General features: G+C 67.7%; 28 protein-coding genes and 2 tRNA genes. 17 read left to right on the top strand and 13 right to left on the bottom strand.

Annotation, left to right across the window (positions count from 1 at the left end):
- Window positions 1-28: 28 nt before the first annotated feature.
- The 5 genes from OR37_RS06360 to OR37_RS06340 form a co-directional block, all read right to left on the bottom strand.
- Window positions 29-592, bottom strand: a complete 564-nt coding sequence (locus OR37_RS06360; protein WP_004617188.1) for an NUDIX hydrolase — start codon at window positions 590-592, stop codon at window positions 29-31.
- Between the two features lie 24 nt (window positions 593-616).
- Window positions 617-1,180, bottom strand: coding sequence for a ribosome maturation factor RimM (gene rimM, locus OR37_RS06355; RefSeq protein WP_004617187.1), 564 nt, complete (start codon window positions 1,178-1,180; stop codon window positions 617-619).
- Between the two features lie 57 nt (window positions 1,181-1,237).
- Complete coding sequence (gene rpsP / locus OR37_RS06350) at window positions 1,238-1,717, bottom strand: 30S ribosomal protein S16 (RefSeq protein ID WP_004617186.1); 480 nt, start codon at window positions 1,715-1,717, stop codon at window positions 1,238-1,240.
- Window positions 1,718-1,744: 27 nt separating this feature from the next.
- Window positions 1,745-3,271: a signal recognition particle protein gene (ffh, locus tag OR37_RS06345; protein ID WP_004617184.1), complete on the bottom strand. Its 1,527-nt coding sequence runs from the start codon at window positions 3,269-3,271 to the stop codon at window positions 1,745-1,747.
- 342 nt (window positions 3,272-3,613) lie between these two features.
- Window positions 3,614-4,120, bottom strand: a complete 507-nt coding sequence (locus OR37_RS06340) for a DUF1993 domain-containing protein (RefSeq protein ID WP_004617182.1) — start codon at window positions 4,118-4,120, stop codon at window positions 3,614-3,616.
- Window positions 4,121-4,240: 120 nt separating this feature from the next.
- On the opposite strand from OR37_RS06340, the gene OR37_RS06335 reads away from it, so the two are divergent.
- Entirely contained in the window at window positions 4,241-4,672 is a 432-nt protein-coding gene (locus tag OR37_RS06335; RefSeq protein ID WP_004617180.1) for a CBS domain-containing protein, read from the top strand.
- 89 nt (window positions 4,673-4,761) lie between these two features.
- On the opposite strand, the gene mdh is transcribed toward OR37_RS06335, so the two are convergent.
- Window positions 4,762-5,724, bottom strand: a complete 963-nt coding sequence (gene mdh / locus OR37_RS06330; RefSeq protein ID WP_004617177.1) for a malate dehydrogenase — start codon at window positions 5,722-5,724, stop codon at window positions 4,762-4,764.
- Between the two features lie 135 nt (window positions 5,725-5,859).
- On the opposite strand from mdh, the gene OR37_RS06325 reads away from it, so the two are divergent.
- Both OR37_RS06325 and OR37_RS06320 read left to right on the top strand, forming a co-directional pair.
- Window positions 5,860-6,906, top strand: coding sequence for a MaoC family dehydratase (locus OR37_RS06325; RefSeq protein WP_004617175.1), 1,047 nt, complete (start codon window positions 5,860-5,862; stop codon window positions 6,904-6,906).
- Window positions 6,899-7,324, top strand: a complete 426-nt coding sequence (locus OR37_RS06320; RefSeq protein ID WP_004617173.1) for an HIT domain-containing protein — start codon at window positions 6,899-6,901, stop codon at window positions 7,322-7,324. Before OR37_RS06325 ends, OR37_RS06320 begins: the two co-directional genes overlap by 8 nt.
- A 9-nt stretch (window positions 7,325-7,333) precedes the next feature.
- Here OR37_RS06320 and OR37_RS06315 read toward each other — a convergent pair whose 3' ends face one another.
- Window positions 7,334-8,155: a hypothetical protein gene (locus OR37_RS06315; protein ID WP_004617171.1), complete on the bottom strand. Its 822-nt coding sequence runs from the start codon at window positions 8,153-8,155 to the stop codon at window positions 7,334-7,336.
- A gap of 200 nt (window positions 8,156-8,355) precedes the next feature.
- A complete protein-coding gene (locus tag OR37_RS06310) occupies window positions 8,356-9,234 on the bottom strand; it encodes an HpcH/HpaI aldolase/citrate lyase family protein (RefSeq protein ID WP_004617169.1) in 879 nt (292 codons plus the stop codon).
- 120 nt (window positions 9,235-9,354) lie between these two features.
- Here OR37_RS06310 and OR37_RS06305 point away from each other — a divergent pair, with 120 nt between their 5' ends.
- Complete coding sequence (locus OR37_RS06305; protein WP_004617167.1) at window positions 9,355-9,735, top strand: DUF2237 family protein; 381 nt, start codon at window positions 9,355-9,357, stop codon at window positions 9,733-9,735.
- Window positions 9,736-9,742: 7 nt separating this feature from the next.
- Here OR37_RS06305 and OR37_RS06300 read toward each other — a convergent pair whose 3' ends face one another.
- Window positions 9,743-10,708, bottom strand: a complete 966-nt coding sequence (locus tag OR37_RS06300) for a complex I NDUFA9 subunit family protein (protein ID WP_004617165.1) — start codon at window positions 10,706-10,708, stop codon at window positions 9,743-9,745.
- 168 nt (window positions 10,709-10,876) lie between these two features.
- On the opposite strand from OR37_RS06300, the gene OR37_RS06295 reads away from it, so the two are divergent.
- From OR37_RS06295 to ptsN, 9 genes are all read left to right on the top strand, one after another.
- A tRNA-Leu gene (locus OR37_RS06295) sits at window positions 10,877-10,963 on the top strand.
- Window positions 10,964-11,109: 146 nt separating this feature from the next.
- Window positions 11,110-11,727 carry a ribonuclease D gene (locus OR37_RS06290; RefSeq protein ID WP_004617163.1) on the top strand — a complete coding sequence of 206 codons (618 nt, stop codon included), beginning with the start codon at window positions 11,110-11,112 and terminating at the stop codon, window positions 11,725-11,727.
- Between the two features lie 13 nt (window positions 11,728-11,740).
- On the top strand, window positions 11,741-12,361 hold the full coding sequence (lptC, locus tag OR37_RS06285) for an LPS export ABC transporter periplasmic protein LptC (protein ID WP_004617162.1): 621 nt from the start codon (window positions 11,741-11,743) through the stop codon (window positions 12,359-12,361).
- Between the two features lie 61 nt (window positions 12,362-12,422).
- Window positions 12,423-12,992 (top strand): LptA/OstA family protein, encoded by a 570-nt coding sequence (locus tag OR37_RS06280; protein ID WP_004617161.1) that lies wholly within the window; start codon window positions 12,423-12,425, stop codon window positions 12,990-12,992.
- Window positions 12,993-12,999: 7 nt separating this feature from the next.
- The gene (gene lptB, locus OR37_RS06275) at window positions 13,000-13,758 is read left to right on the top strand and encodes an LPS export ABC transporter ATP-binding protein (RefSeq protein ID WP_004617160.1); all 759 of its coding nucleotides are present in this window, start codon (window positions 13,000-13,002) and stop codon (window positions 13,756-13,758) included.
- Between the two features lie 201 nt (window positions 13,759-13,959).
- Window positions 13,960-15,462, top strand: a complete 1,503-nt coding sequence (gene rpoN, locus OR37_RS06270; RefSeq protein WP_004617159.1) for an RNA polymerase factor sigma-54 — start codon at window positions 13,960-13,962, stop codon at window positions 15,460-15,462.
- Window positions 15,463-15,516: 54 nt separating this feature from the next.
- Entirely contained in the window at window positions 15,517-16,128 is a 612-nt protein-coding gene (locus OR37_RS06265; protein WP_004617158.1) for an exopolysaccharide biosynthesis protein, read from the top strand.
- 61 nt (window positions 16,129-16,189) lie between these two features.
- Window positions 16,190-16,822, top strand: coding sequence for a ribosome hibernation-promoting factor, HPF/YfiA family (hpf, locus tag OR37_RS06260; RefSeq protein WP_004617157.1), 633 nt, complete (start codon window positions 16,190-16,192; stop codon window positions 16,820-16,822).
- A gap of 87 nt (window positions 16,823-16,909) precedes the next feature.
- Window positions 16,910-17,374: a PTS IIA-like nitrogen regulatory protein PtsN gene (gene ptsN / locus OR37_RS06255; RefSeq protein ID WP_035017040.1), complete on the top strand. Its 465-nt coding sequence runs from the start codon at window positions 16,910-16,912 to the stop codon at window positions 17,372-17,374.
- A gap of 153 nt (window positions 17,375-17,527) precedes the next feature.
- On the opposite strand, the gene OR37_RS06250 is transcribed toward ptsN, so the two are convergent.
- The 4 genes from OR37_RS06250 to OR37_RS06235 form a co-directional block, all read right to left on the bottom strand.
- Window positions 17,528-17,800, bottom strand: coding sequence for a DUF1150 family protein (locus OR37_RS06250; RefSeq protein ID WP_004617146.1), 273 nt, complete (start codon window positions 17,798-17,800; stop codon window positions 17,528-17,530).
- Window positions 17,801-17,884: 84 nt separating this feature from the next.
- Window positions 17,885-18,310, bottom strand: coding sequence for an Hsp20 family protein (locus tag OR37_RS06245; RefSeq protein WP_004617144.1), 426 nt, complete (start codon window positions 18,308-18,310; stop codon window positions 17,885-17,887).
- 180 nt (window positions 18,311-18,490) lie between these two features.
- Window positions 18,491-18,566 (bottom strand) — tRNA-Ala (locus OR37_RS06240).
- 213 nt (window positions 18,567-18,779) lie between these two features.
- The gene (locus OR37_RS06235; protein ID WP_004617142.1) at window positions 18,780-19,247 is read right to left on the bottom strand and encodes a TIGR02300 family protein; all 468 of its coding nucleotides are present in this window, start codon (window positions 19,245-19,247) and stop codon (window positions 18,780-18,782) included.
- Between the two features lie 118 nt (window positions 19,248-19,365).
- On the opposite strand from OR37_RS06235, the gene aroA reads away from it, so the two are divergent.
- From aroA to OR37_RS06215, 4 genes are all read left to right on the top strand, one after another.
- Window positions 19,366-20,706 (top strand): 3-phosphoshikimate 1-carboxyvinyltransferase, encoded by a 1,341-nt coding sequence (aroA, locus tag OR37_RS06230; RefSeq protein WP_004617140.1) that lies wholly within the window; start codon window positions 19,366-19,368, stop codon window positions 20,704-20,706.
- A 2-nt stretch (window positions 20,707-20,708) separates the two neighbouring features.
- Complete coding sequence (gene cmk, locus OR37_RS06225; RefSeq protein WP_004617139.1) at window positions 20,709-21,350, top strand: (d)CMP kinase; 642 nt, start codon at window positions 20,709-20,711, stop codon at window positions 21,348-21,350.
- 146 nt (window positions 21,351-21,496) lie between these two features.
- Window positions 21,497-23,206, top strand: coding sequence for a 30S ribosomal protein S1 (gene rpsA / locus OR37_RS06220; protein ID WP_004617138.1), 1,710 nt, complete (start codon window positions 21,497-21,499; stop codon window positions 23,204-23,206).
- A 147-nt stretch (window positions 23,207-23,353) separates the two neighbouring features.
- Window positions 23,354-25,315 (top strand): DUF3857 domain-containing protein, encoded by a 1,962-nt coding sequence (locus OR37_RS06215; protein ID WP_004617137.1) that lies wholly within the window; start codon window positions 23,354-23,356, stop codon window positions 25,313-25,315.
- Window positions 25,316-25,331 lie beyond the last annotated feature (16 nt).

The following is a 25,331-nucleotide window of genomic DNA, read 5'->3' as shown; positions in this document are numbered from 1 at the left end:
CATCCGGAGCGGTTCGGCGCCGCGCCGACTAAGCCAGCTCCACCTTCACCACCCCCGCGGCCGCCAAGCCCCTCAGCAACGAAGCGGCCTGCATGCCGACGGTCATTTCGCCGGCCAGGGCCACGCGCAGGGCCTCGGCGGCCGGGACCCAGACGGTCTCGATGCGCTCGCGCGGATCGTCCTTGGGCTCGGCGACCTTGACCACGTCGCGGGCCAGGATGATGTGGATGCGGTTGGTGTGAGTGCCGGCGTTGGGGCGGGTCTCGCCCAGCAGGGTCAGGGTTCCGGCGCAGCCGGCCTCTTCCAGCAGTTCGCGGCGGGCGGCCTCCACCGGATCGGTCTCGCCCGGGTCCATGCCGCCGGCCGGAAGCTCGGTCGAGATGTCGCCCAGCGCGTGGCGATACTGCCTGACCAGCAGGACGTTATTGCTGGCGTCCAGGGCCACCAGCTCGACCCAGTCGGGATATTCCAGAACATAGTAGGGTGCGATCACCGCGCCTTCGTCGGTGACGCAGTCGTCGGCGCGAAGGTGGATCCAGCGATCCTGGTGAACGATGCGCGAAGCGATGACGCGCCACTTTCCGTCCGACATCGCCGGTAGCTCCCTCGCGGAGAATTAGTCGCGGTCGCCCAGCTCTTCCTCGGCCGGTCCCTCGGCCTCTCCCACCAGGGCGGGCGGGTCGGCCAGGATCAGACCTTCGCCGATCTTGACCTCGGGAACAGCCGCCCGCGTGAACGGCAGATACCAGGTTGGGCCGCCCAGGTCCGGGGTGATCTCGAGAATGTCGCCGGCGCCGAAATTCTGGACGCTCTTCACGCGGCCCAGCAGGACGTTCGTGGCGATGTGGCGAACGGAAAGCCCCACCAGGTCGGTCAGATAGAATTCGTCCTCGTCGGGCTCGGGCAGGGCCGAGCGGGGGACGTAGAGGCGAAGGCCGCGCAGGGCGTCGGCGGCTTCCTTGCTGTCGATGCCGGGACAGCGGCAGATGACGCCGTCCTTGGTCGGCCGGGCCGAGGCGATGGTTAGGGCGGGCGAGCCGTCCTGGCGCTTCAGCGTCTTGAAGGCGGCCAGGTTCATTGGCGCCTCGGTATAGGTCGAGATCCGCACCTCGCCGCGCACGCCGAAACCGCCGGCCACGCGGCCGACCAGGATCAGAGGGTCTTGGGGAGGCGAGGCCATGGTCCGGACAGAGTCGCGCCGCCGATCCGCGAAGGACCGGCGGCGCGGATACTCCGATTAGCCTTCGGCGGCTTCTTCGGCCGGAGCCTCGGCGGCCGGAGCTTCCTCGGCCGGAGCCGCGGCAGCCGCGGCGGCGGCTTCGGCGGCGGCGGCCTTTTCAGCCTCGGCGGCGGCCTTGGCGTCTTCCTCGGCCTGACGGCGCTCTTCTTCACGCTGGGCGCGTTCGGCCAGACGCTCTTGCGCCTTCTTGCCCGGCTTGCCCTTTTCCGGGTTGTTGCCGTGGGTCCAGGCGGTCAGGCCCTGGGCGGCCAGGAAGCGGGCGACGCGGTCGGTCGGCTGGGCGCCCTTCTTGAGCCACTCCTGGATCGATTCGACCTTCAGGGTGACGCGGTTGGCGTCGTCCTTCTTGAGCAGCGGGTTGTAGGTGCCGACCTTCTCGATGAAGCGGCCGTCGCGCGGCGAGTGGCTGTCGGCGACGACGATCGAGTAGTACGGACGCTTCTTGGCGCCGCCACGGGCGAGACGGATCTTCAGCATTTGAGGTAGTCCTTAGGGTCTAAAGTTCTATTTCTTGAACGGGTTGAAGCCGGGCAGGCCCAGGCCGGAGAGAGGATTGGGCTTGGCGTCGCCGCCAGTCCCGAGGCCCGGCAGGCCGGGCAGCCCCGGGAGGCCTTGGCCCCCCGCTGCATTCGCATCGGGCGTCGGCATCTTGCCGCCGCCCATGTTTTTCAGGCGGGCCATGTCGCCGCCGCCCATCATCTGGGCCATGCGGGCCAGGCCCTTGCCGCCATCCTTGGACATGGCCTTGAACATGTCGGCCATCTGGCGGTGCTGCTTGAGCAGGCGATTGACCTCGGCCACGTCGACCCCTGCGCCGGCCGCGATGCGGCGCTTGCGCGAGGCGGCCAGGATGTCGGGCTTCTTGCGCTCTTCCTTGGTCATCGAGCTGATGATCGCCTGCTGGCGACGGAAGATGCTGTCGTCGATGCCGCTCTCGGAGATCTGCTTTTTGACCTTCTGGACGCCGGGCAGCAGGCCCATGATGCCTTCCATGCCGCCCAGCTTCTGCATCTGCTTCAGCTGCGCCGACAGGTCGTCGAGGTCAAACTTGCCCTTGGCCAGCTTCTTGGCCATGCGCTCGGCCTCGGCGTGGTCGAGATCGGCGGCGGCCTTCTCGACCAGCGCCACGACGTCGCCTTGGCCCAGGATCCGACCGGCGACACGGCGGGCGTCGAACACGTCCAGTTGGTCGATCTTCTCGCCGGCGCCGAGGAACTTGATCGGCAGGCCGGTGACGTGGCGCATCGACAGCGCCGCGCCCCCGCGACCGTCGCCGTCGGCGCGGGTCAGGATCAGGCCGGTCAGCGGCAGGCGCTCGTGGAACGCCTTGGCGGTGCGCACGGCGTCCTGACCGGTCAGGCTGTCGGCGACCAGGATGGTCTCGGACGGATTGGCGATGCGGGCGACCTCGGCCGCCTCGCTCATCATCGCCTCGTCCAGGGTGGTGCGGCCGGCGGTGTCGAGGATCAGCACGTCGAAGCCGCCCAGGCGCGCGGCCGAGACGGCGCGTTTGGCGATGTCGACGGCGCTCTGGCCGGCCACGATCGGCAGGCTTTCGACGCCGACCTGCTTGGCCAGGGTCGCCAGCTGTTCCATGGCGGCCGGGCGGCGGGTGTCGAGCGAGGCGACCAGCACCTTCTTGCGCTCGGTCTTCGACAGTCGCAGCGCCAGCTTGCCGGTGGTGGTGGTCTTGCCGGAGCCCTGCAGGCCGGCCATCAGGATGATGGTGGGCGGGTTCAGCGCCAGGTTCAGGCCGGTCGGAACGTCGCCGCCCAGCATGTCGACCAGACCGTCATAGACGATCTTGACCACCTGGTCGGCCGGTTTGACCGAGCGGATGACCGCTTCGCCCGAAGCGCTTTCCTTGGCCTTGCTGATGAAGTCCTTGACGACCGGCAGGGCGACGTCGGCCTCGAGCAAGGCGACGCGGACCTCGCGCAGCGCCTCGTCGATGTCCTTTTCGGACAGCACGCCGCGACCGCCGAGGCGATCGAAGACGCCTGAAAGTCGCTCTGTAAGGCCGTCGAACATGTCGAACCCTGGGTTAAGCACAAGACCAAACGCGATCAGCCCCCGTGGACGATCACGTCGACGGGGGTCCTCGCCGTCCTCGTCCGGATGGGTCCTGCGCTAACAGGCCGGGGTCGTGACGGTGGAGGCGCTGCTGATAAAGCGCCGGAAGCCGGGCCTTATGCACAAATTTCGGGAAGGAGTCAAAAGAGGCCCACCACATCCGATCTCCCCGGCGAAAGCCGGGGCCCAGATGGACGAGCGCTGGGGTGGGTTCCATGCGCTCCGCGTTCATCCAACCAGTCCAAACGCCATGGGATCTGGGTCCCGGCTTTCGCCGGGAAGATCGGAGTATGGGAAGGATCAGGCCGTCCCCAGGAAGTCGCGCTTGCCGACTTCGACGCCGTTGTGGCGCAGGATCGCGTAGGCGGTGGTGATGTGGAAGAAGAAGTTCGGCATCGCCTGACCCTGGAAATAGGCCAGGCCCTTGACCACGCTGGTCTCGCCGCGACGGGTCAGGGTGATGTCGCGATCCTCCGCGCCGTCGAAGGTGGTGGGGTCCAGGCCTTCGACATAGGCGATGGCGCGGTCGATGCGGGCGATCAGCTCGGCGAAGTTGGTTTCGACGTCGTCCCAGGCCGGAACCTCTTCGCCGGCCAGGCGCGCGCAGCAGCCCTTGGCGAAGTCGGTGGCGATCTGGACCTGACGGATCAGCGGGAACATGTCGGGATAGAGCCGCGCCTTCAGCAGGGCTTCGGGATCCCAACCCTTGGTCTCCACGTGGGTCGCGGCCTTGGTCAGCACGCCTTTCAGCCCCTTCAGGCCCTGGATGAAGACGGGCGCGCTGGCCTGGTGGATCGAGATCGACATGGGAAGCTCCGGGAAGACGAGACGCGCCTAGATAGGGGAGCCATGTGACGACCGAAAGCGGAACGGTCGGTGGAAGCTGTGGGTTTTAGGGGCTCGGATTCCCAAATCGCGAGGTTCGCCATGAAAGTCAGCGACGCCATGACCAGCCAGGTCTCGGTGGCCCGTCCCACCGACAGCATCCGCAAGGTCGCCGAGACCATGGCCAAGGTCGACAGTGGGGTCGTCCCGGTGGTCGACGACGGCAAGGTCGTGGGCCTGGTCACCGACCGCGACATCGTCCTGCGCGTCGTCGCCGAGGGCCGCAGCTTCGACAGCGCGGTGTCCGAGGTGATGTCCGACGGCGAGGTGCTGAGCGTGAAGGAAGACGACGTTCTCGCCGACGCGACGGCCAAGATGGCCAATAATCAAGTCCGCCGCCTGGTCGTGCTGAACGACGCCGGCAATCTCACTGGCATTCTGTCCCTCGGCGACGTGGCCAAGGACTACGGCGCCAAGCAGGTCGGCAAGACGCTGGAGGAGATTTCGCAGGAGCCGGGCGAGGCGGCGCACTAAAGTCACCCTCTCCCAAAGGAAAGGGCGCCAAAGAAAAAGGGCGGCCCCGCGAGGAGCCGCCCTTCGTCGTTCTTAAGATCGAAAGTCGCTTAGACCAGCGAGCTGTCGATGGCCTTGCAGGCTTCCATCAGGCCCTTCACCGACTCGACCGACTTGGCGAACATGGCCTTCTCGGCGTCGTTGGTTTCGAACTCGACGATCTTCTCGGCGCCGCCGGCGCCGATGACCACCGGCACGCCCACATAGAGGTCGTTCAGCCCGTATTGGCCGCTCAGGTAGGTGGCGCACGGCAGGACGCGCTTCTTGTCCTTCAGGTACGAGGTCGCCATGGCGATGGCGCTCTCGGCCGGGGCGTAGAAGGCCGAGCCGGTCTTCAGCAGGGCGACGATCTCGCCGCCGCCCTTGCGGGTGCGCTCGACGATCGCGTCGAGCTTGTCCTGGGTCAGCCAGCCTTGCTTGACCAGTTCCGGCAGCGGCAGGCCGCCGACCGTCGAGTGACGGACCATCGGCACCATGTCGTCGCCGTGGCCGCCCAGGGTCCAGGCGTGGATGTCTTCGACAGAGACGCCGGTGGCTTCGGCCAGGAAGTAGGCGAAGCGGGCCGAGTCGAGGACGCCGGCCATGCCGATGACCTTTTCCTTCGGCAGGCCCGAGAACTGCTGCAGGGCCCAGACCATAGCGTCGAGCGGGTTGGTGATGCAGATGACGAAGGCGTTCGGGGCGTGGGCCTTGATGCCCTCGCCGACGGCCTTCATGACCTTCAGGTTGATGCCCAGGAGGTCGTCGCGGCTCATGCCCGGCTTGCGCGGCACGCCGGCGGTCACGATGCAGACGTCGGCGCCGGCGATGTCCTCGTAGGCGTTGGCGCCCTTCAGCGCGACGTCCTTGCCGAACACGGCCGAGGCTTCGGCGATATCGAGGGCCTTACCCTGCGGGGTGCCTTCGGCGATGTCGAACAGGATCACGTCGCCCAGCTCTTCGCGAGCGGCGATGTGGGCCAGGGTGCCGCCGATCATGCCGGCGCCGATAAGGGCGATCTTCGCGCGAGCCATGGGGTCTCCATCAAGGCTGTGGACAGTGGAATGTCGCGGCGCGGTCTAGACCCGTAGCGGCCCGGCCTCAAGTCCTCTTTCCCGTTTCGCTGCGCTGCGGCAAAGATGGCTGAACGACGATAAGGAGAGCGGCCGATGAGCAAGACCGACCCGGGACGTTTCTTCGAGGATTTCCGCCTGGGCCAGCGGCTTGTCCACGCCACGCCCCGGACGATCACGGCGGGCGACGTCGCGCTGTACACGGCGCTTTACGGCCCTCGGTTCGCGCTGTTCTCGTCCGATGAGTTCGCCCGCGCCCACGGCCTGTCCGGCGCGCCGGTGGACCCGCTGATCGCCTTCCATGTGGTGTTCGGCAAGACGGTGCCCGACATCAGTTTGAACGCCGTGGCCAACCTGGGCTACGCCGAGGGGCGGTTCCTGGCGCCGGTCTTTCCCGGCGACACCCTAAGCGCCGTCTCCGATGTGATCGGGCTGAAGGAGAATTCCAACCGCAAGACCGGGGTCGTCTATGTCCGCACGACCGGGACGAACCAGCGGGGCGAGGCGGTGCTGAGCTATGTGCGCTGGGTCATGGTCCGCAAGCGCGACGCGGAAGCCGAGGTCGCCGAGCAGGCTGTTCCGACCTTGTCGTCCGCCGTGGCCCCGGCCGATCTGGTCCTGCCGCCGGGCCTCGATTTCGCCGGCCATGACTGGGCGCTGGCCGGCGCGCCCCACGCCTTCGAGGACTATGAGATCGGCGAGAAGATCGACCATGTCGACGGCATGGCGGTCGAGGAGGCCGAGCACCAGATGGCGACGCGTCTCTGGCAGAACACCGCCAAGGTCCACTTCAATCAGTTCGAGCGGGCCAAGGACCCGTCCGGCAAGCGCCTCGTCTATGGCGGGGTGGTGATCTCGACGGCCAAGGCGCTGTCGTTCAACGGCCTGCAGAACGCCGGCCTGATCCTGGCCATCAATGGCGGCCGGCACGTCGCGCCGTTCTTCGCCGGGGCCACGGTGTTCGCCTGGAGCCAGGTGCTGGATAAGGCCGACCTCGGCGCCGCCGGGGCGCTGCGTCTGCGGCTGGTGGCGACCAAGGACCGGCCGTGCGGCGACTTCCCCGACAAGGACGGGGAGGGGACCTACGATCCGGCCGTGATCCTCGACTTCGACTATTGGGCGGCGATTCCTAAACGTGGCTGATTTCGTTCTCGATCCGGCCTTCGTCGCCACGTCGCACAGAGTCGTCGACCTGCCGCTCTGCGAGGCGCGGCTGCAGGACGACGCGCGCTATCCGTGGCTGGTTCTGATCCCGCGCCAGGCGGGCCTGCGCGAAATCGAGGACCTGGACGCCGCCGATCGCCGCCAGTTGATGGAGGAGACCGTCCGGGGCGGGGTCGCCGTCCGGGCGATCGGGGCGCGGCTCGGCTTGGCTGTCGACAAGCTGAACATCGGCGCCCTGGGCAATGTCACCGCCCAGCTGCATGTCCACGTGTTGGGGCGACGCCGGGGCGATCCGGCCTGGCCGGGCCCGGTCTGGGGTCACAGTCCCGCCGTCGCTTACCGCGCCGAGGCGCTCACCGCCGCCATCGAGGCGGCGCGCGACGCGCTTTCGGTTTAGGCTCGGACCCTAGCGCCGCCTCTTCTTCGCCCCGCCCTTCTTGCCGAGGCTGGCCTTGCCCCGGTGGCCGGCGGCGGCCTTGGCGTGATGACCGCCCTTGCCGTGTCTCAGCGTCGCCCCGCGTCCGGCCTTGCGGGCGGCGGCCGCGCAGCGGGCCTTCGCCGCCTTCAGGGCCTTGCCCTTCTTGCCACGGGTCGCGCAGGCCGGCGCGGCCTCGGCCGAACGGCTGACGGCGGCCACGCGCGGCGGCCAGACATAGGGGCCGCGTCCCTGCGCGACGAAGCCGGCCGGCGCCTGGGGCAGCAGGTGTTCGGCCACGACCGTCTGGGTCCGCCCGTCCTCGACCAGTTCGCCCACCCAATGGGTGTCGTCCCGAGGCCTCAGCGTCAGGATCGAGGACTGACCGCCCTTGGGGCTGAAGCGGACCACGAGGTCGGCGCCGTTGCGGCCCAGATCGTCGATCAGACCGGTCGAGCCGACGGTCCCGGGACGACGCGGGTCGCGCCAGGCGCCTTCCAGCGGGGCGTAGCCGCCGGCCTTGTCGACAATTTGCAGAGCGTAGAGTTGGGCGCCGTCGGGCCCCGTCACGCGCCAGCCGCCGTCCAGCGGGCCTTGCAGGGTTTGGGCGGCGGCGATCGAGCCCTTGACGCGCAGCTCGTAGATCTGGGCGGTGGTCAGGGCGCCGCCAGGGACGGCGGGCGTCGCCGGTTCCGGCGCCGGGATCGGCAGGATCGTCGCCTTGTGGCGGGGCGCGGGCTTGCCGGCGGCCTCGACCTCCTCCTCGTCCGTGGTCTGGGCCTGACCGTTCTGCTGGGCGATCAGGTCGGCCATCGGGTCGAGGGCCTGGGGAATCCGCGAGGAATCGTCCGGCGTGGCGGGGGGGTGCGGGGCGGGTTGAGCCGGCGTCGGCGCCAGGGACTGAACGGCGCTCGAAGGGGCGGCAGCGGGCGTCGCGGTCGGAGCTTGCTGGGCCAGTGCCGGGCTAGCGACCAAGACGACGGATAGAACAATAGCCCGCATACGAACCCTTCTTAGTCCCCCTGGCCCGCGATCGCCGCCGCGACGGCGACAAGACGCTCGGCCTGAGCCAGATGCAAGCGTTCGGCCATCTTGCCGTCGACCCGCAAGGCTCCTTTGCCAGCATTTTCGGGCGCGTTGAAGGCCGCGATCACCGCCTGGCTCCAGGCGATCTCCTCGGGCGACGGGGAGAAGACCTTGTTGCAGATCTCCAGGTGCTTGGGATGGATCAGGGTCTTGCCGTCGAAGCCGAAATCGACGCCCTGGACGCAGACGGCTTCCAGGGCCGCCAGGTCTTCGATGTCGTTGTGCACGCCGTCCAGAATGGTCAGGCCATGGGCGCGAGCGGCGGCCACCGACAGGGTCAACAGGGGCAGGAACGGCGCGCGATCGGGCGTCTGGCGCGCCCGCATTTCCTTGGCGAAGTCGTTGACGCCCATGACCCAGGTCGACAGCCGCGTGCCATGGACCGCGCCGGCGATTTCCCACAGGTGGAAGGCGGCCTTGGCCGTTTCGATCATGGTCCAGAGCCGGGTGTGCGGCGGGGCGGCGTTCAGATGCTGGTCGTAGAGGCGCACGTCGGCGGCGTCATCGACCTTGGGAACCAGAACCGCGTCTGGACCGGCCTCGGCGGCGGCGCGAAGGTCCTCGGCGCCCCAGGGGGTGTCGAGACCGTTGACGCGGATCACGACCTCGCGCGCGCCGAAGCCGCCGGCCTTGACCGCAGCGACAGCCGCCTCGCGGGCCGCAGGCTTGGTCTCGGGGGCGACGGCGTCCTCCAGATCCAGGATGATCACGTCGGCGGGCAGCGTCCGGGCTTTCTCGACCGCCTTGGCGTTCGAGGCCGGCATGTAGAGCGCGCTGCGGCGCGGGCGGATGGCGGCGTCGGTCATGAAATTCCCCTGCGTCCTGTCCGGCGGACCTTACCAGCGCCGCGACGCGGCAAAAGCTTTCCCGTGCGAGAATCGCGCGAACCGGCTTGGCGCCGCCGGGCGCGCGCGTAGGATCGCGCCATGACCACGCGGTATGACAAGAGCGCGCGCAACGTGCTGGGGGGCGAGCTGGCCCCGTGCTCGATGGATCCGCTGACGGGCTTCTACCGCAACGGTTGCTGCGAGACCGGTCCGCATGACCTGGGCCTGCACACCGTCTGCGCGGTGATGACCGATGACTTCCTGGCCTTCTCCAAGGCGCGCGGCAACGACCTGTCGACGCCCCGGCCGGACCTGGCCTTTCCGGGGCTGAAGGCTGGCGACCGCTGGTGCCTGTGCGCCGGCCGCTGGACGGAGGCCCTGGAGGCCGGCATGGCGCCTCAGGTCGTGCTGGAGGCCACGCACGAGGAGATGCTGGCCGTCGTGCCGCTGGGCGTGCTCAAGGACCACGCCGCCGCTTGACCCGAATCTAGAATGCGCCAGCGGGGGTCGGAGCGTACTGGCCGCCCTTGCGGTAGCGGTAGAGGTACGACGGGATGACGGCCTCGACGGCGGTCGGCGTGACCCCCGCCTCGGCCAGGCCCGGCAGGCCGGCCTCGGCGACGTTGTCGCTCTTCAGCATCTCGACCTGGTCGGTGGTCAGCGGGGGGGCGAGCGGCAGGATCGAGGCCTGGATGTCGCCCAGCGAACCGATCAGCGACGCCACCGGCCACGGAACGGGCGCCAGCGGACGCTTGCGGCCAGTCTCGGTCAGGATCAGCTCGAGAATCTCGCGCATCGTATAGACGGTCGGGCCGCCCAGCTCATAGGTCACGCCGACGGCGGCTGGGTCGGAGACCGCCTTGGCGATCACGGCGGCCACGTCGCCGACGAACACCGGCTGGAACCGGGTGTCGCCGCCCACCAGCGGCAGCACCGGCGCCAGGGCGGCCATCTGGGCGAAGCGGTTGAAGAAGTCATCCTCGGGACCGAACACGATCGAGGGCCGGACGATCGTCGCGCCCGGGAACGCCTCGCGCACCGCGACCTCGCCTTCGCCCTTCGTGCGGGCATATTTGGCGACGGCGTCCACGTCGGCGCCGATCGCGCTGACGTGGACCAGATGCTTGACGCCGGCGTCGGCCGCGGCCTTGGCGACGTTGCGCGCGCCCATCATGTGGATCGACTGGAACTTCTGGCGGCCGCTCTCCCAGAGCACGCCGACCAGGTTCACGCAGGCCTCGGCGCCCGCCAGCGCGCGGGCCACCGAGGCCGGGTTGCGGACATTGGCCTGCACGACCTCGATCTGGCCCACATCGCCGAGCATCCGCATGCGATAGGCCAGGTTCGGCTGGCGCACCGCCACCCGCACCCGATGGCCCGCCTTGGCGAGCGCCCGCACGACCTGGCCGCCCACGAAACCCGTGCCGCCGAACACCGTGACCAGACCTTGCATCTTCGTCCCTCGTCGCAAGCGATGACTCCACCGCGATAATGGGGGGATTAGACGACGCGGCGCTTGTCCGCAAGAAATCACGATTTGTCGTTTTTTGTCTGTTGACGCGGTCTGAAGCTTTCCCTAAACGTCCCGGCCTCGCGGCGACCTAAGCGGTTGTGACAGCGGGCCCAGGTGGCGGAATTGGTAGACGCGCTGGTTTCAGGTACCAGTGGCTTAACGGCCGTGGAGGTTCGAGTCCTCTCCTGGGCACCACCCCTTTACCAAGCTTCTTCGGAAGCCGGGGTGGCGCCAAACTAGATATCCCGTTCATCGTGAGTATAAGTGTCGCGCGCCTATATTGGGCGTGAGATCCGGCGCGACCGTTCGACGCGACGAAGTCCAGCGGAGAATTCTGAGACTTGGCCAATTTTGTTCACGAAGGCGACCTTCCCGACGGCGTGTTCGCCGGCGCGTCCATCATCGCGATCGATTCGGAGACCATGGGCCTGCGCCTGGGCCGCGATCCGTTGTGCGTGGTCCAGCTGTCGTCCGGCGACGGCGACGCCCATGTCGTCCGTCTCAAGCGCCCCGGCTACGACTGCCCCAACCTGAAGGCGCTGCTGACCGATCCGGCCATACTGAAGCTTTTTCACTTCGGCCGCTTTGATATCGCCATGTTCGAACTCCATCTGGGAGTCGTGACCGCGCCCGTCTACTGCACCAAGATCGCCTCGAAGCTGGCCCGCACCTATACCGACCGCCACGGCCTGAAGGACGTGACGCGCGAGTTGCTGGGCGTGGAACTGTCCAAGGCTCAGCAGTCTTCGGACTGGGGCGCGCAGACGCTCAGCGCCGACCAAGTGGCCTACGCGGCCTCGGACGTGCTGCACCTGCACGCCCTGCGTGAAAAGCTCAATGTCATGCTCGAGCGCGAGGGCCGCATGGGCCTGGCGCGGGCGGCCTTCGACTACCTTCCTCACCGCGCGTCCCTGGACCTGGCGGGCTGGGAGGACGTTGATATCTTCGCCCACAGCTGACGACGGGACGCGAATGACCACGGCCGCGGCCATGACCGGACGATCGATGAGCGCCGACCTCGCGCGCTGGCGTCGTCGCTCGCGCCGCGTCAAGCTGGCCCGCGTGGTCCTGCCCGCCGGGATCGCCTTCATGGTGGCCATGATCGGCGTTCAGGTCGGTTGGCGCTCCTACATGGCCGCCACCCACCCGCTGGTCGAGGCCAAGACCGAGATCCGCCTGATCACGCCGCGATTCTACGGCCAGTCCAGCGACGGACGCAGCTTCAAGATCACCGCGCGCTCGGCCGTTCGCGACGACGCCGACCCGCGCCGCATCTTTCTGGACGAGCCGGCCCTGACCCTGGGGCTGGGCTCGCCGACCCCCACGCGCATGACCGCCAAGCACGGCGTCTATCGTCAGGACGACTTCAGCCTGGACCTGAAGGGCGACGTCCGGCTGGACGACGGGGCGGGCTATCGGTTCGCGTCCGAGGCGTCCCTGGTCGACACCAAGACCGGAAATGTCACGGGCGAAACCACGATGAACGGCGAAGGTCCCACCGGACAGGTGCAATCCAGCGCCTACTCCGTATATGACAAGGGCGATCGCATCGTCTTCCGCGGCGGGGTTCGCGCGCGGTTCGAACGGCAGTAAAGAAGAAATAGCGCCGGTTCGCTTCGGAAGGCGGATCGCGACGGATGAGGACATGGTTCTGATGAAGCGATGGACGGCCGCAGCGGCGACGACCGCGTTGATCCTGTGTGGGATTGGGGCCAGCGGCGCGGCCTATGCTCAGAAGGGCGATTCCAGCACGCCGATCGACGTGGCCGCCGATCAGCAGGAAACGATCAACAGCCGGTGCATCACGATTTTCCGCGGCAACGTGGAAATTCTGCAGAATCGCTCCCGGATGCGCGCCTCGCTGGTCACGGTCTACAGCGCCAAGAAGCCCGGGGCGGAGAACGCTTGCGGCAACGCCCAGCGCATGGAAGCCGAAGGACCGGTCTATCTGGTCAACGAGCTGCAACAGGCGCGTGGCGAGCACGCGGTCTACACCTTTGACAACAATATCGCGGTCCTGACTGGCGACGTGGTGGTCGTGAAGGGCAAGGATGTGGCGCGTGGCGACAAGCTGACCGTCAACACCAAGACCAACGACGCTCGTCTGGAGTCCAACACGCCTGGCCGCGCCGCCCCGCGCCGCGTCCGCGCGGTGTTCTATCAGGACGACAACAAGAACGACGCGTCGGCCCCGGCCCAGACGCCGCCCGCCCCGCGCCAGTAGGACCCGCATGACCCTGTCTCCCAGCGACGCGGACGGCCTGTTCGTCGATTCCGTCGGCAAGTCGTTCGGCGACCGCCCGGTCGTCAAGAACGTGTCCCTGCGCCTGAAGCGCGGCGAGGTCGCCGGCCTGCTCGGCCCCAACGGCGCGGGCAAGACCACCTGCTTCTACATGGTCACCGGCCTGATCGCCGCCGACTATGGCGCGATCTATCTGGACGGCGAGAACATTACCGCCCAGCCGATGTTCCAGCGCGCCCGCCTCGGCGTCGGCTATCTGCCGCAGGAGGCGTCGATCTTCCGCGGCATGACGGTCGAGCAGAATGTCATGGCCGTGGTCGAGATGCGCCAGAAGGATCAGCGCAAGGCGCGCGAGCAGGTCACCGGCATCCTGGAAGAGCTGCGCATCACCCATATCCGCAAGTCGCCGGCCGTCGCCCTGTCGGGCGGCGAACGTCGCCGCGTGGAAATCGCCCGAGCCCTGGCCAGCGAGCCGTCATTCATGCTGCTGGACGAGCCGTTCGCCGGCATCGACCCGCTGGCCATCGCCGACATCCGCGACGTCATCACCTATCTGAAGGGGCGCGGCATCGGGATCCTGATCACCGACCACAACGTGCGCGAGACGCTGGACATCATCGACCGCGCCTCGATCATCCACGCGGGCGAGGTGCTGTTCGAGGGTTCGCCCAAGGAAATCGTCGAGAACCCGGAAGTGAAGCGCGTCTATCTGGGCGACAGCTTCTCCGAACCCCGGCTTGGGGATTAATCCGCGAGAGGGCGGACGGCGAGACGCGCCCAGCACGTCTCGCGATTGACTAAGTCCTTGATGATAAAGGCTTAAGGCGCTCGGGCCGATCCCCTTCGGGACGGAAGGTCGCACCGGCCCGATTATTGCAGGCGTTGGCGACCCGTTAACCAAAACGCCCCTTCAATGACGGTCGAAGTTTTCGTTCGTCAGGAGGGCGCATTGGCGCTCAGCCACCGCCTCGAGATCCGTCAGGGTCAGGGCCTTGTCATCACCCCGCAACTGCAGCAGGCCATCAAGCTGCTGCAGCTGTCGAACATCGAGCTCGACGCCTTCGTCGAGGCCGAGCTGGAGCGCAATCCGCTCCTGCAACGCGATGAGGGCGATCACGAGCCGTCGGGTGATGTCGAACCTGCTCGCGACGCCAGCCTGACCCACGTCGACGCCGTGGCCGACACGACGGCCGGCCGCGAGATGGACGCTCCGCCGGAGGATGTTTCACCCGGCGAGCGCGCCACCGGCGACGGCGCGGAGTCCGAGTCCGCGGCCGAGCAGGCGGGCGGCCAGATCGACTGGTCGCGGGCGGGCGGCGGCGGCTTTGACGGCGACGACGGCTATGAGCGCGCTCTGACCGAGGTTCCGACCCTGGCCGCGCATCTGCGCGCTCAACTGGTCCAGGCCGGCCTCGACCCCGCGCGCAACGCCATCGCCGAGATCCTGATCGACGCCGTCGACGACGGCGGCTACCTGCGCCTGGACGTGGCGGAACTGGCCGAGCGACTGGGTTGTCCGCTCGCTCTGGTCGAGGCGGTGCTGACCACCCTGCAGGGCTTCGAGCCGGTCGGCGTCTTCGCCCGCGATGTCCGCGAGTGCCTGGCGCTGCAGCTGAAGGACCGGAACCGCCACGATCCGGCCATGGCCGCGATGCTGGACAATCTCGAGCTGCTGGCCAAGCGCGACCTGGCGGCCCTGCGTCGGCTCTGCGGCGTCGACGACGAGGACCTGCGCGAGATGATCGCCGAGATCCGCGCCCTGACCCCGCGTCCGGGCGCGGCCTATCACAGCGAGCCGGCCGAGACCTTGGTGCCGGACGTGATGGTGCGCGAAGGGCTCGGCGGCCTCTGGCATGTGGAGCTGAACACCGACACCCTGCCGCGCGTGCTGGTCGACCAGCGCTACCACGCCCGCGTTTCCAAGGGCGCGCGCAGCGATCAGGAAAAAACCTTCGTCGCCGACTGCATGGCCAGCGCCAACTGGCTGGTGAAAAGCCTCGACCAACGCGCCAAGACCATCCTGAAGGTCTCCAGCGAGATCGTGCGCCAGCAGGATGGCTTCCTGGCCTATGGCGTCGAGCACTTGCGGCCGCTGAACCTGAAGACCGTCGCCGACGCGATCGGAATGCACGAGAGCACGGTCAGCCGCGTCACATCCAACAAGTATATCTCCACGCCGCGCGGCGTGTTCGAGCTGAAGTTCTTCTTCACCTCGGCCATCCAGTCCTCGGAAGGCGGCGAGGCCCACTCGGCCGCCAGCGTTCGCCACAAGATCCGGGCGCTGGTCGACAGCGAGAAGACGGAAGGCGACGTCCATTCCGACGATCGCATCGTCGAGATTCTCAAGGCCGCCGGGGTCGACATCGCCCGCCGGACCGTGGCCAAGTACCGCGAGGCGATGCGGATCCCCTCGTCGGTCGAGCGCCGCCGCCAGATGAAGGAAACCGCTTAGAAGGCGTCTCCAAGGCCCTTCCATGCGTTCCCATCGGTGATGGGAAGGGTAGGAATGCACGAAAAGAGCCTGGCGGAAGTGATCGAGGGGTTCAGCGAGGACGCCAGCCCCACGCTGACGGTCGGCCAGATGCTGGAGGCCTTCGACAGCCGCGCCTTCGGGGCGGTGCTGATGGTGTTCGGGGCGTTGAACTGCCTGCCCCTGCCGCCGGGCTCCTCGACGATCCTGTCCCTGCCGATCCTGTTCATCGCGCCGCAGATCGCCTTGGGCGCCGATACGCCGTGGCTGCCGCGCCGGCTCGCGCACAAACCCTTGAAGCGCGACGACCTGCGGGGGCTCTTCCGACGGTTGGTTCCGATCGTCCGCCAGATGGAACTGATCACTCGTCCGCGCCTGCGGCCAATGTTCGCACCCGCCGGCGAGCGACTGATCGGCGTGGTCTGCACCTTGCTGGCCATCGTGCTCGTTCTGCCGATCCCCTTGGGCAATCTGGCGCCGGGCGCGACGGTCGCCGTCCTGGCCCTGGCGCTGCTGCAGCGGGACGGCGTGCTGGCGCTGCTGGGGTATCTGATGACGGCGGCCAGCGGCGCTCTGTTGTTGCTCAGCGCCCACGTCGTGGTCCTGGCCGCGCGCAAGCTCATGGCCGTCTTTTCCGGGCTCTTATGACGCCGCCCTTAAGGTCCAAAGCTCGCTTGACACCTGTTGGCGACAGGCGCGTTGTATCAGCATGCAAGTCCAAGTTTCCGGCAAGCATGTCGACGTCGGCGAGGCTCTGCGAGCGCGAGTCTCAGACGAAATCGCCCTGAGCATTGGCAAATACTTCGATCGCGGCGGCGCCGCCGAGGTCGTGGTCAGCAAGGATGGCTTCGCCTTCCGTGTCGATTGCTCGGTAAAGCTGGCTTCGGGTCAGCAGCTGATCAGCCACGGTTCCGGAGGCGACGCCCACGCGGCGTTCGACTCGGCCCTGGCCAAGATCGACACGCGGATCAGGCGGTACAAGCGACGCCTGAAAAGCCATTCGGCGGCGGCCACGGCCAAGCAGGTCGAGAACGCGGCGATGTTCGTGCTTCGCGCGCCGGCCGACGACGAAAGCGAAGAGCAAGACTGGGATGTGGATGTCGACCACCCGACGGGCGCGCCCGCGGCCATGGTCATCGCGGAAACCCAGGCCGCGCTGAAGACGATGACTGTTTCCATGGCTGTCATGGAACTGGACTTGACCGGATACCCGGCAATCGTGTTTAGGAACGCCGCCCACGGGGGCCTCTCCGTGGTCTATCGACGTCCAGACGGGAATATCGGCTGGATCGACCCCGAACGCACGAAGTCGCTGAACGGGCACGGGTCCACCGCCAGCTAACCCGACCATGGCATGGTCGGCGGCGCCGTCGGCGGATTCGCGGCGACGGCGCCAAGGCGGTCGACAATGAGCGAGCGTTGGAAGTCCATGACCATCGGCGATCTTCTGGACCCCGGAGCGGTGGCGCTGCGCGCCAGCGCCCCCGGCAAGCGCCAAGCCCTTTCGATGGTCGCCGACCTCGCCGCCCGCGTGCTGGGCGTGGAGGCCGATCAAGCTCTGGCCGGTCTGGTCGAGCGGGAAGCCGCCGGCTCCACCGGGGTCGGCGAAGGCGTCGCCCTGCCGCACGCGCGGCTGGACGGTCTGGATCGGGTCCGCGCCGTCGTGGTGCGCCTGGATACGCCCGTCGCCTTCGACGCGCTTGATGACAAGCCCGTGGACCTGCTGGTGGCGCTGTTCGCGCCGCCGGAGGCCAACGCGCAGCACCTGCGCGCCCTGGCCCGGGTCGCGCGCCTTATGCGCCAGCCCGAGCTCCGCGCGGCCCTGCGCCAGGCTCGCTCGACCGACGCGATCCACGTACTTCTAACGCACGAGACGACCGGCGCGGCGGCTTGATGCCAGCGACGAGCGGCCCCTAGAGCCTTTAGCCTGAAATCGGAATCGATTTCAGGCGTTAAAAAGGCTCTAAATCAAATGTTTAGAGCGTGAGGCTGAAACCGGTTCCCACTTTCAGCCTCACGCTCCTGAGGGGACCGCTCCTCCTTGTTTCTAGTGAACCGAAACCGGGGCCAGTTCGTGGGCCAGGGCGGCGGCGATCGCCGTGTCGCGGTCGATCATCACGGCCAGGCGCGCGCCATCGGCGCGGCACACGGCGTAGAGGGTCTGCTCGGGCGACAGGTTGAAGTCTTCGACGCCCTCCGGGACATCGGCGAGAATCTCGGCGGCCTTGATCGGCCGGACATAGACGAGGTCGGGCGCGCCAAGGGCCGCGAACGCTTCGCTCGTAAGGAGCGGGCTGCTGTGGTGGGTGTTGGGCGTCATGATGACCACCTCCTTCATTGAGGGAACGCGCCTTTCTCCGGCCGGTTCAGCGCCGCGCCGAAGGGACGTGTTCCGCGCGGCCTTTCAGCCCGCGCTGCGGATAGGGATGCGCTTGACCAGTCGCTCGGGTTCGGGACGGGCCAGGTCGATATGCAAGAGGCCGTGCTCCAGGGTCGCCGCGGTCACCTCCATGCCCTCGGCGAGGACGAAGGTGCGCACGAACCCCCGGGCGGCGATGCCTCGGTGCAGGAAGGCCCGCTCGGCGTCGGCGCGGCCATCGGCGTCGCGCTTGCCGGCCACGACCAGTTGCCCGGCCTCGACGGTCACGTGCAGCTGGTCGGGCCCGAAGCCGGCCACGGCCAGGGTGATGCGCACGCCGCCGTTCTCGGCCTGCTCGACATTGTAAGGCGGGTAGCTCTCGGCCGCGGCCTTGGCGGCGCGTTCGATCAGGTCTCGCGTATGCTCGAAGCCCAGCAGGAAGGGGCTGTCGAACAGAAGGGTTCTGGTCATCGCGAAGTCCTCGCTCAAGCGACTTCGTTCGCGGAGACAAACCCGAGGATCGGCGCCGATCCCCACGACACGGCCCTAGATGTGGAGGCCGTGGACGGAGGGTTCAAGAGGCAAGAAGGGGCAGACCGCGCCTGGGGCCCAGAAACGGACAAGGCCCGGACGTTTCCGTCCGGGCCTTGATGGTGGAGCTAAGCGGAGTCGAACCGCTGACCTCTTGAATGCCATTCAAGCGCTCTACCAGCTGAGCTATAGCCCCAAATTTTCCTGGAACACCTTGCGGTAACTCTCGGAAATACTTGGTCTCTTCGGCGTTTCGACTGGTGTCGCTCCCCGAAGAGGCGCGGAACCTAGTCCGGGATTTTTTTGGGATCAAGTCTCTTCTCGAACTTTTTTCGAGAAAAATGTCGCGCCCCTGAAAACCCCTGTGGATAGCGGGTTTCGACGGTTCGAAACCCGCTATCCAGCGGTGTTAGTCGTCGTCGCCCTCGCCGGGGAGGCCTTCGATCTCGTCGTCGAGATTGTCGTCGTCGTCCTCGTCCTCCAGGAACGGAACGTCGTCGGCCTCGTCCTCGGCGAGGTCTTCGTCCTCGGCGAAGTCGACGCCAAGGTCGTCGCCGCCGGCGGGCGCGGCGCCGGGTTCGGCGTCCTCGTCGTCGGTCTCGATGACGTCCGCCTCTGCGGCCTCGTCGATTTCCGGCGTTTCGTCGACCTCGTCCTCGTAGCCATCGACCTCCTTGGGCGCGACGGCTTCCTTTTCATCGTCGGCGTCATAGTCCGGCGTGATGGCGCGGGCGCGGACGCGGCGCGACTTCAGAGCCTCTTCCGGGTCGAACTGCTCGCCGCACTTGGGGCAGACGGCGGGACGACGGTTGAGGTCGTAGAACTTCGATTGGCAGTTGGGGCAGATTTGTTTTGCGCCCAAGTCGGGATTGGCCAAGTTGGCGACCCTTTGATCCGGATGGGAAAAGCGGCGGGTCACTTGCCATGACGAGAGCCCGCTGTCAAAAGCAAACCCCTTCGCGAAAACCACCAAGTACTAAGGAGCCGGTTTCGGCATGTCGTCGGCTGGATTGAAGAGCGCCCCCGGAAGCGCTCTGCGAGGGATCGTGCGCGCTCCGGGAGACAAGTCCATTTCCCACCGTTCGATGATCCTGGGCGCGCTGGCGACCGGGACCACGACGGTCGAGGGGCTTCTGGAAGGCGACGACGTGCTCGCCACCGCGCGGGCCATGCAGGCGTTCGGCGCGCGCGTGGAGCGGGAAGGCGTCGGGCGCTGGCGCATCGAGGGTCAGGGCGGGTTCGCCGAACCTTCCGACGTGATCGACTGCGGCAACGCCGGCACCGGCGTGCGCCTGATCATGGGCGCGGCGGCGGGCTTTGCGATGTGCGCCACCTTCACCGGCGACAGCTCCCTGCGGGGGCGGCCGATGGGGCGTGTCCTGGATCCGCTGGCCCGCATGGGCGCGACCTGGCTCGGGCGCGACAAGGGCCGCCTGCCGCTGACCTTGAAGGGTGGGAACCTTCGCGGCCTGACCTACACCCTTCCCATGGCCTCGGCCCAGGTGAAGTCGGCCGTGCTGCTGGCCGGCCTGCACGCCGAGGGCGGCGTCGAGGTGATCGAGCCGGAAGCCACCCGCGACCACACCGAGCGGATGTTGCGCGCCTTCGGAGCCGAGGTGATCGTCGAGGACCGCGTCGCGGGCGACAAGACCATTCGTCACATCCGGCTGCCGGAGGGCCAGACGCTGACCGGGACGCATGTGGCCGTTCCCGGCGATCCGTCCTCGGCGGCCTTCCCGCTGGTGGCGGGCCTGATCGTTCCGGGCTCCGAGGTGACGGTCGAGGGCGTCATGCTCAATGAGCTGCGCACCGGGCTGTTCACGACCTTGCGGGAGATGGGCGCGGATCTGGTCATCTCGAACCGTCGCATGGCCAGCGGCGAGGAGGTCGGCGACATCACGGCCCGGTATTCCGCGCTGAAGGGCGTGGTCGTTCCGCCGGAGCGGGCGCCGGCGATGATCGACGAGTATCCGATCCTGGCCGTCGCGGCCGCCTTCGCCGACGGTCCGACCGTCATGCGCGGCATCGGCGAGATGCGGGTCAAGGAAAGCGATCGCATCGCCCTCACCGCGGCGGGTCTGCGGGCCTGCGGGGTCGCCGTCGAGGAGGAGCCCGAAGGCATGACCGTGGTCGGAACCCGCGGCGGCGGCCATCCCGTTCGCGGCGGCGGCCTTGTCCATACGCACGGCGATCACCGCATCGCCATGAGCCACCTGATCCTGGGCATGGCCGCCCAGGAGCCCGTGGCCGTCGACGAGCCGGGCATGATCGCCACCAGTTTCCCGGGCTTCGCCGAGCTGATGCGCGGCCTCGGGGCGACTCTGGCGGAGGCCTGAGCATGGCCTTCGTCATCGCGGTCGACGGCCCGGCCGCTTCGGGGAAGGGCACCATCGCCGGACGCCTGGCGGCCCTGTACGACTATCCATTGCTGGACACCGGCCTGCTGTATCGCGCGGTCGGGGTCGCGATTCTCGACGGCGGCGGGGACCTGGACGATCCGATCGCGGCCGAGGCCGTGGCGCGCGCGCTCGACCTCTCGGCGCTGGACCGAACCGAGGTGCGCACCCGCGCGGCCGGCGAGGCCGCCAGCCGCTGCGCCGTCCACCCCGGGGTCCGCGCCGCCCTGCTGGATCTGCAGCAAGCCTTCGCCGCCCGCCAGCCCGGCTCGGTCATCGACGGCCGCGACATCGGCACGGTGATCGCGCCCCACGCCCCGGCCAAGCTCTATGTCACCGCCCGCCCGGAGGTGCGCGCCGAGCGCCGCTGGAAACAGCTGGTCGGGCAGGGCGAGGACGTGACCTTCGAGGACATCCTGGCCGACATCCACAAGCGCGACGCGCGGGACGGCGGCCGCAAGGACGCGCCGATGACGCGGGCGTCCGACGCGGTCTTGCTCGACACCTCGGAAATGACTATAGAGCAGGCCTTCGATGCGGCCCGCCGTATCGTCGAGGACGCGCGCGCCCATCACCGGCTCTAGCCGGAGGGCAAATCCACCGCCGGCCTCGCCGCGATCAAGAACATCGCGGGCCGTCCTTCTAAACATGATTCAACCGAACGCTCGGGAACCGTGTTCGTCACGGGCCCTTTCATGGCGTTCCCCAACCCTAGAGACCAAAGATCAGCATGGCTGACGATATGAGCTTCAATCCGACGCGCGACGACTTCGAAGCGCTCCTCAACGACTCGATGGGCGGCCGCGACTTCGCGGAAGGCAGCGTCGTGAAGGGCAAGGTCGTCGGCGTCGAAAAGGACTTCGCGATCATCGACGTCGGTCTGAAGACCGAAGGCCGCGTCCAGCTGAAGGAATTCGGCGTCGACGAAAACGGCAAGGCCACGGTCAAGGCCGGCGACACCGTCGAAGTCTTCCTGGAACGCCTCGAAAACGCCATGGGCGAAGCGGTCATCAGCCGCGAAAAGGCCAAGCGCGAAGAAGCCTGGACCCGTCTGGAAGGCGTCTACGCCCGTAACGAACCCGTCATGGGCGCGATCGTCGGTCGCGTGAAGGGCGGCTTCACCGTCGACCTGGGCGGCGCCTCGGCCTTCCTGCCGGGCTCGCAAGTCGACATCCGTCCGGTCCGCGACGTCGGCCCGCTGATGGGCAAGGAACAGCCCTTCGCCATCCTGAAGATGGACCGGCCGCGCGGCAACATCGTCGTCTCGCGTCGCGCCATCCTGGAAGAAGCCCGCGCCGAGCAGCGCACCGAGCTGGTGTCGCAGCTGCAAGAGGGTGAAATCCGCGAAGGCGTCGTCAAGAACATCACCGACTACGGCGCGTTCGTCGACCTGGGCGGCATCGATGGCCTGCTGCACGTCACCGACATGAGCTGGAAGCGCGTCAACCACCCGAGCCAGGTGCTCGCCGTGGGCGACACCGTGAAGGTCCAGATCGTCAAGATCAATCCGGACACCCAGCGCATCAGCCTCGGCATGAAGCAGCTGCAGTCGGATCCGTGGGACGGCGTGGAAGCCAAGTACCCGGTCGGCGCCAAGTTCACGGGCCGCATCACCAACATCACCGACTACGGCGCCTTCGTGGAGCTGGAAGCCGGCGTCGAAGGCCTGGTGCACGTCTCGGAAATGTCCTGGACCAAGAAGAACGTCCACCCCGGCAAGATCGTCTCGACCTCGCAGGAAGTCGACGTGGTCGTGCTGGACGTCGATCCGTCCAAGCGTCGCGTCTCGCTGGGCCTGAAGCAGGCCCTGGCCAACCCGTGGGAAGCCTTCCTGGAAGCGCACCCGGTCGGCTCGGCCGTCGAAGGCGAAGTCAAGAACGCGACCGAATTCGGTCTGTTCATCGGCCTCGACAACGACATCGACGGCATGGTCCACCTGTCGGACATCGATTGGAGCGTTCCGGGCGAAGAAGCCATGGCCCGCTACAAGAAGGGCGACATGGTCAAGGCGAAGGTTCTCGACGTTGACGTCGAGAAGGAACGCATCTCGCTGGGCATCAAGCAGCTGGCCGGCGACCCGATGTCGGGCGACACCTTCCGCAAGAACCAGACCGTGACCGTCACCGTCACGGAAGTCACCTCGGGCGGCATCGAAGTCCGCTTCGGCGAGGACGACGCCCCGATGACCGCCTTCATCCGCAAGTCGGACCTGTCGCGCGATCGTCAGGAGCAGCGTCCGGAACGCTTCGCCGTGGGTGACCGCGTCGACGCCCAGATCACCAACGTGGACAAGGCCGCGCGCCGCGTCTCGCTGTCGATCAAGTCGCTGGAAATGGCCGAAGAGAAGGAAGCCATCGAGCAGTTCGGCTCGTCGGACTCCGGCGCTTCGCTGGGCGACATCCTGGGCGCCGCTCTGCGTGAGCGCGCTTCCAAGGAATAGGCCTCTCCTCCTTGTGAGGTGAAGCTGACGGCGGCTGGAGCGATCCAGCCGCCGTTTTCTTTTTTCGCGCCGCCTTCCGCGCGGGCGTTTCCTTTCGCCGAAAACCCTGGCAAACTATTCAAGTTAAAGTTGTGTCGAGGGGCGCGCGTGCGGGGTCTCAAGTGGGCGGCGATCGCCGCGGTGTCGGGTTCGCTTTTGGCGGGGGCGGCGTTGGCCGACGACAAGCCCCTTTATGGCCCGCCGGCCAAGTGGGTGCGGGTGGCCGACATTCCGCCGCCGCCCAAGGATGATCAGGCCCCCTCGACCCAGGTCCTGCTGGACGACAGCCAGTCCTGGCATGACGGAACCGGTTCGACCTTCTACACCCGCCGCGTGGTCAAGGTCCTGAGGTCCGAGGGACTGCAGGGCGGCTCGCGCTCGGTCACCTGGGATCCGGTGCGCGAAAAGGTGACGCTCCACACCCTGGCCATCGTGCGGGACGGCCAGCGCATCGACCTTCTGAAGCAGGGCGAGGACGTACTGGTCCTGCGCCGCGAAAGGAACCTTGAACGCGCCATGCTGGACGGCCGCATGACCGCGTCGGTCCAGATCAAGGACCTGCGGGTCGGCGACGAGGTCGACTTCGCCTACACGCTCGAGCACCGCGAACCGCTGCTAGGCGGCCGCACGAACGACTTCGAACGGATGGGCTGGACCGGCGTCGCGGGCCGCTATCGCGCTCGCCTGCTATGGCCGGACGGAACGCCCCTGACCTGGCGCGCCACGGCGGCCTTCCCCACGCCTAAGGTCGATAAGTCCGGCGGCGTGAACGAACTGGTGGTCGACATCAACGACGCCAAACCCCCCAAGGCCCCTGTCGGCGCGCCGGCGCGCTTCCAGCGCCTCGGCATGCTGGAGGCGACGACCTATTCCGGCTGGGACGATATCTCCCGCCGCATGGCGCCGCTCTATGGCAAGGCGTCCGAGCTCTCGGCCGACTCGCCGCTGCGGGCCGAGGTCGCCGCGATCGCCGCCTCCAGCCCCGACCCCAAGGTCCGGGCGTTCAAGGCGCTGCAGCTGGTCGAGGACAAGACCCGCTATCTGTTCCTGGGCATGGGCGACGGCGGCTACAAGCCCGCCTCGGCGGACGAGACCTGGGCGCGCAAGTTCGGCGACTGCAAGGCCAAGACGGTGTTGCTGCTGGCTCTGCTGCGTGAACTGGGCGTCGCGGCCGAACCGGTGCTGGTGCAGACCGCCGGCGCCGATGGTCTGGACGAACGCGCGCCCTCGGCGTCGTTGTTCAACCACGTGCTCGTTCGCGCCCGCATCGACGGCAAGAGCTACTGGCTGGATGGAACTCGTTCGGGCGATATCGGCGGCATCGACGGCCAGCGTCCGCCGCCCTTCCGCTGGGGCCTGCCGGTGCGCGCGACCGGCGCCACGCTGGAGGAGATCGTGCAGGCGCCGCTCTCCAGGCCCGAAACCGAGGGCAAGATCCACATCGACGCCTCGGGCGGCCTCGACAAGCCCGCGCCGAGCACCATGACCATGACCTTCAGAGGCGACGCCGGCCTGGCCCTGGCGCGCGCTCTGCGCACCACCTCGCGCGCTGATGTCGAGCGCGGCCTCAAGCAGCAGCTCTCGTCCAGCAGCAGCTGGCTCACGATCCAGACCATCGATTTCGACTTCGCTCCCGATGGGGTCGCCAAGGTGATGATCGCCGGCTCGGCCGATATGGACTGGCGGATGAACGACGATATCGGCGCCCGGGAATACAAGTTCCCCGGGTCGGGATCGGGCGCCGCCGCGACCTTCCCGCGCCGCGAGCCCGGCCCCAATGACGACGCGCCCTATGCGACGCCGTTCCCGACCTACAGCAGCGCGGTGGTCGAAATCGTGCTGCCCAACAAGGGCGAGGGCTTCTCGGTCAAGGGCCTGAATTGGTCGGGACGTCTGGCCAATAGCGAGATCGTCCGAACGGCCACCCTCAACGACGGGGTCGCGCGCTTCACCCAAAGCAATCGCTCCGTCGGCCGCGAACTGCCGTTCAGCGAGGTCGAGGAAGCCAACAAGACCGCGCGACGGCTGGCCGCCGAGGGGGAGATCATCCGCGCGCCGAAGGGTTCTTAAGGGCTCGAATTAACCG

This window comes from Caulobacter vibrioides OR37 (genome assembly GCF_000372645.1).
In the GTDB taxonomy this organism is placed as follows: domain Bacteria; phylum Pseudomonadota; class Alphaproteobacteria; order Caulobacterales; family Caulobacteraceae; genus Caulobacter; species Caulobacter vibrioides_E.
Note: the sequence above shows the minus strand (reverse complement) of the source record. Positions and strands in the feature narration are given on the sequence as shown.

What these genes read in the sequence shown, in the direction of transcription:
- OR37_RS06360 (WP_004617188.1), bottom strand. Translation starts at nt 592, where the DNA reads ATGTCGGACGGAAAGTGGCGCGTCATCGCTTCGCGCATCGTTCACCAG.
- rimM (WP_004617187.1), bottom strand. Translation starts at nt 1,180, where the DNA reads ATGGCCTCGCCTCCCCAAGACCCTCTGATCCTGGTCGGCCGCGTGGCC.
- rpsP (WP_004617186.1), bottom strand. Translation starts at nt 1,717, where the DNA reads ATGCTGAAGATCCGTCTCGCCCGTGGCGGCGCCAAGAAGCGTCCGTAC.
- ffh (WP_004617184.1), bottom strand. Translation starts at nt 3,271, where the DNA reads ATGTTCGACGGCCTTACAGAGCGACTTTCAGGCGTCTTCGATCGCCTC.
- OR37_RS06340 (WP_004617182.1), bottom strand. Translation starts at nt 4,120, where the DNA reads ATGTCGATCTCGATCCACCAGGCCAGCGCGCCCGTCTTCATCCAGGGC.
- OR37_RS06335 (WP_004617180.1), top strand. Translation starts at nt 4,241, where the DNA reads ATGAAAGTCAGCGACGCCATGACCAGCCAGGTCTCGGTGGCCCGTCCC.
- mdh (WP_004617177.1), bottom strand. Translation starts at nt 5,724, where the DNA reads ATGGCTCGCGCGAAGATCGCCCTTATCGGCGCCGGCATGATCGGCGGC.
- OR37_RS06325 (WP_004617175.1), top strand. Translation starts at nt 5,860, where the DNA reads ATGAGCAAGACCGACCCGGGACGTTTCTTCGAGGATTTCCGCCTGGGC.
- OR37_RS06315 (WP_004617171.1), bottom strand. Translation starts at nt 8,155, where the DNA reads ATGGCCGACCTGATCGCCCAGCAGAACGGTCAGGCCCAGACCACGGAC.
- OR37_RS06310 (WP_004617169.1), bottom strand. Translation starts at nt 9,234, where the DNA reads ATGACCGACGCCGCCATCCGCCCGCGCCGCAGCGCGCTCTACATGCCG.
- OR37_RS06305 (WP_004617167.1), top strand. Translation starts at nt 9,355, where the DNA reads ATGACCACGCGGTATGACAAGAGCGCGCGCAACGTGCTGGGGGGCGAG.
- OR37_RS06300 (WP_004617165.1), bottom strand. Translation starts at nt 10,708, where the DNA reads ATGCAAGGTCTGGTCACGGTGTTCGGCGGCACGGGTTTCGTGGGCGGC.
- lptC (WP_004617162.1), top strand. Translation starts at nt 11,741, where the DNA reads ATGACCACGGCCGCGGCCATGACCGGACGATCGATGAGCGCCGACCTC.
- OR37_RS06280 (WP_004617161.1), top strand. Translation starts at nt 12,423, where the DNA reads ATGAAGCGATGGACGGCCGCAGCGGCGACGACCGCGTTGATCCTGTGT.
- lptB (WP_004617160.1), top strand. Translation starts at nt 13,000, where the DNA reads ATGACCCTGTCTCCCAGCGACGCGGACGGCCTGTTCGTCGATTCCGTC.
- OR37_RS06265 (WP_004617158.1), top strand. Translation starts at nt 15,517, where the DNA reads ATGCACGAAAAGAGCCTGGCGGAAGTGATCGAGGGGTTCAGCGAGGAC.
- hpf (WP_004617157.1), top strand. Translation starts at nt 16,190, where the DNA reads ATGCAAGTCCAAGTTTCCGGCAAGCATGTCGACGTCGGCGAGGCTCTG.
- ptsN (WP_035017040.1), top strand. Translation starts at nt 16,910, where the DNA reads ATGACCATCGGCGATCTTCTGGACCCCGGAGCGGTGGCGCTGCGCGCC.
- OR37_RS06250 (WP_004617146.1), bottom strand. Translation starts at nt 17,800, where the DNA reads ATGACGCCCAACACCCACCACAGCAGCCCGCTCCTTACGAGCGAAGCG.
- OR37_RS06245 (WP_004617144.1), bottom strand. Translation starts at nt 18,310, where the DNA reads ATGACCAGAACCCTTCTGTTCGACAGCCCCTTCCTGCTGGGCTTCGAG.
- aroA (WP_004617140.1), top strand. Translation starts at nt 19,366, where the DNA reads ATGTCGTCGGCTGGATTGAAGAGCGCCCCCGGAAGCGCTCTGCGAGGG.
- cmk (WP_004617139.1), top strand. Translation starts at nt 20,709, where the DNA reads ATGGCCTTCGTCATCGCGGTCGACGGCCCGGCCGCTTCGGGGAAGGGC.
- rpsA (WP_004617138.1), top strand. Translation starts at nt 21,497, where the DNA reads ATGGCTGACGATATGAGCTTCAATCCGACGCGCGACGACTTCGAAGCG.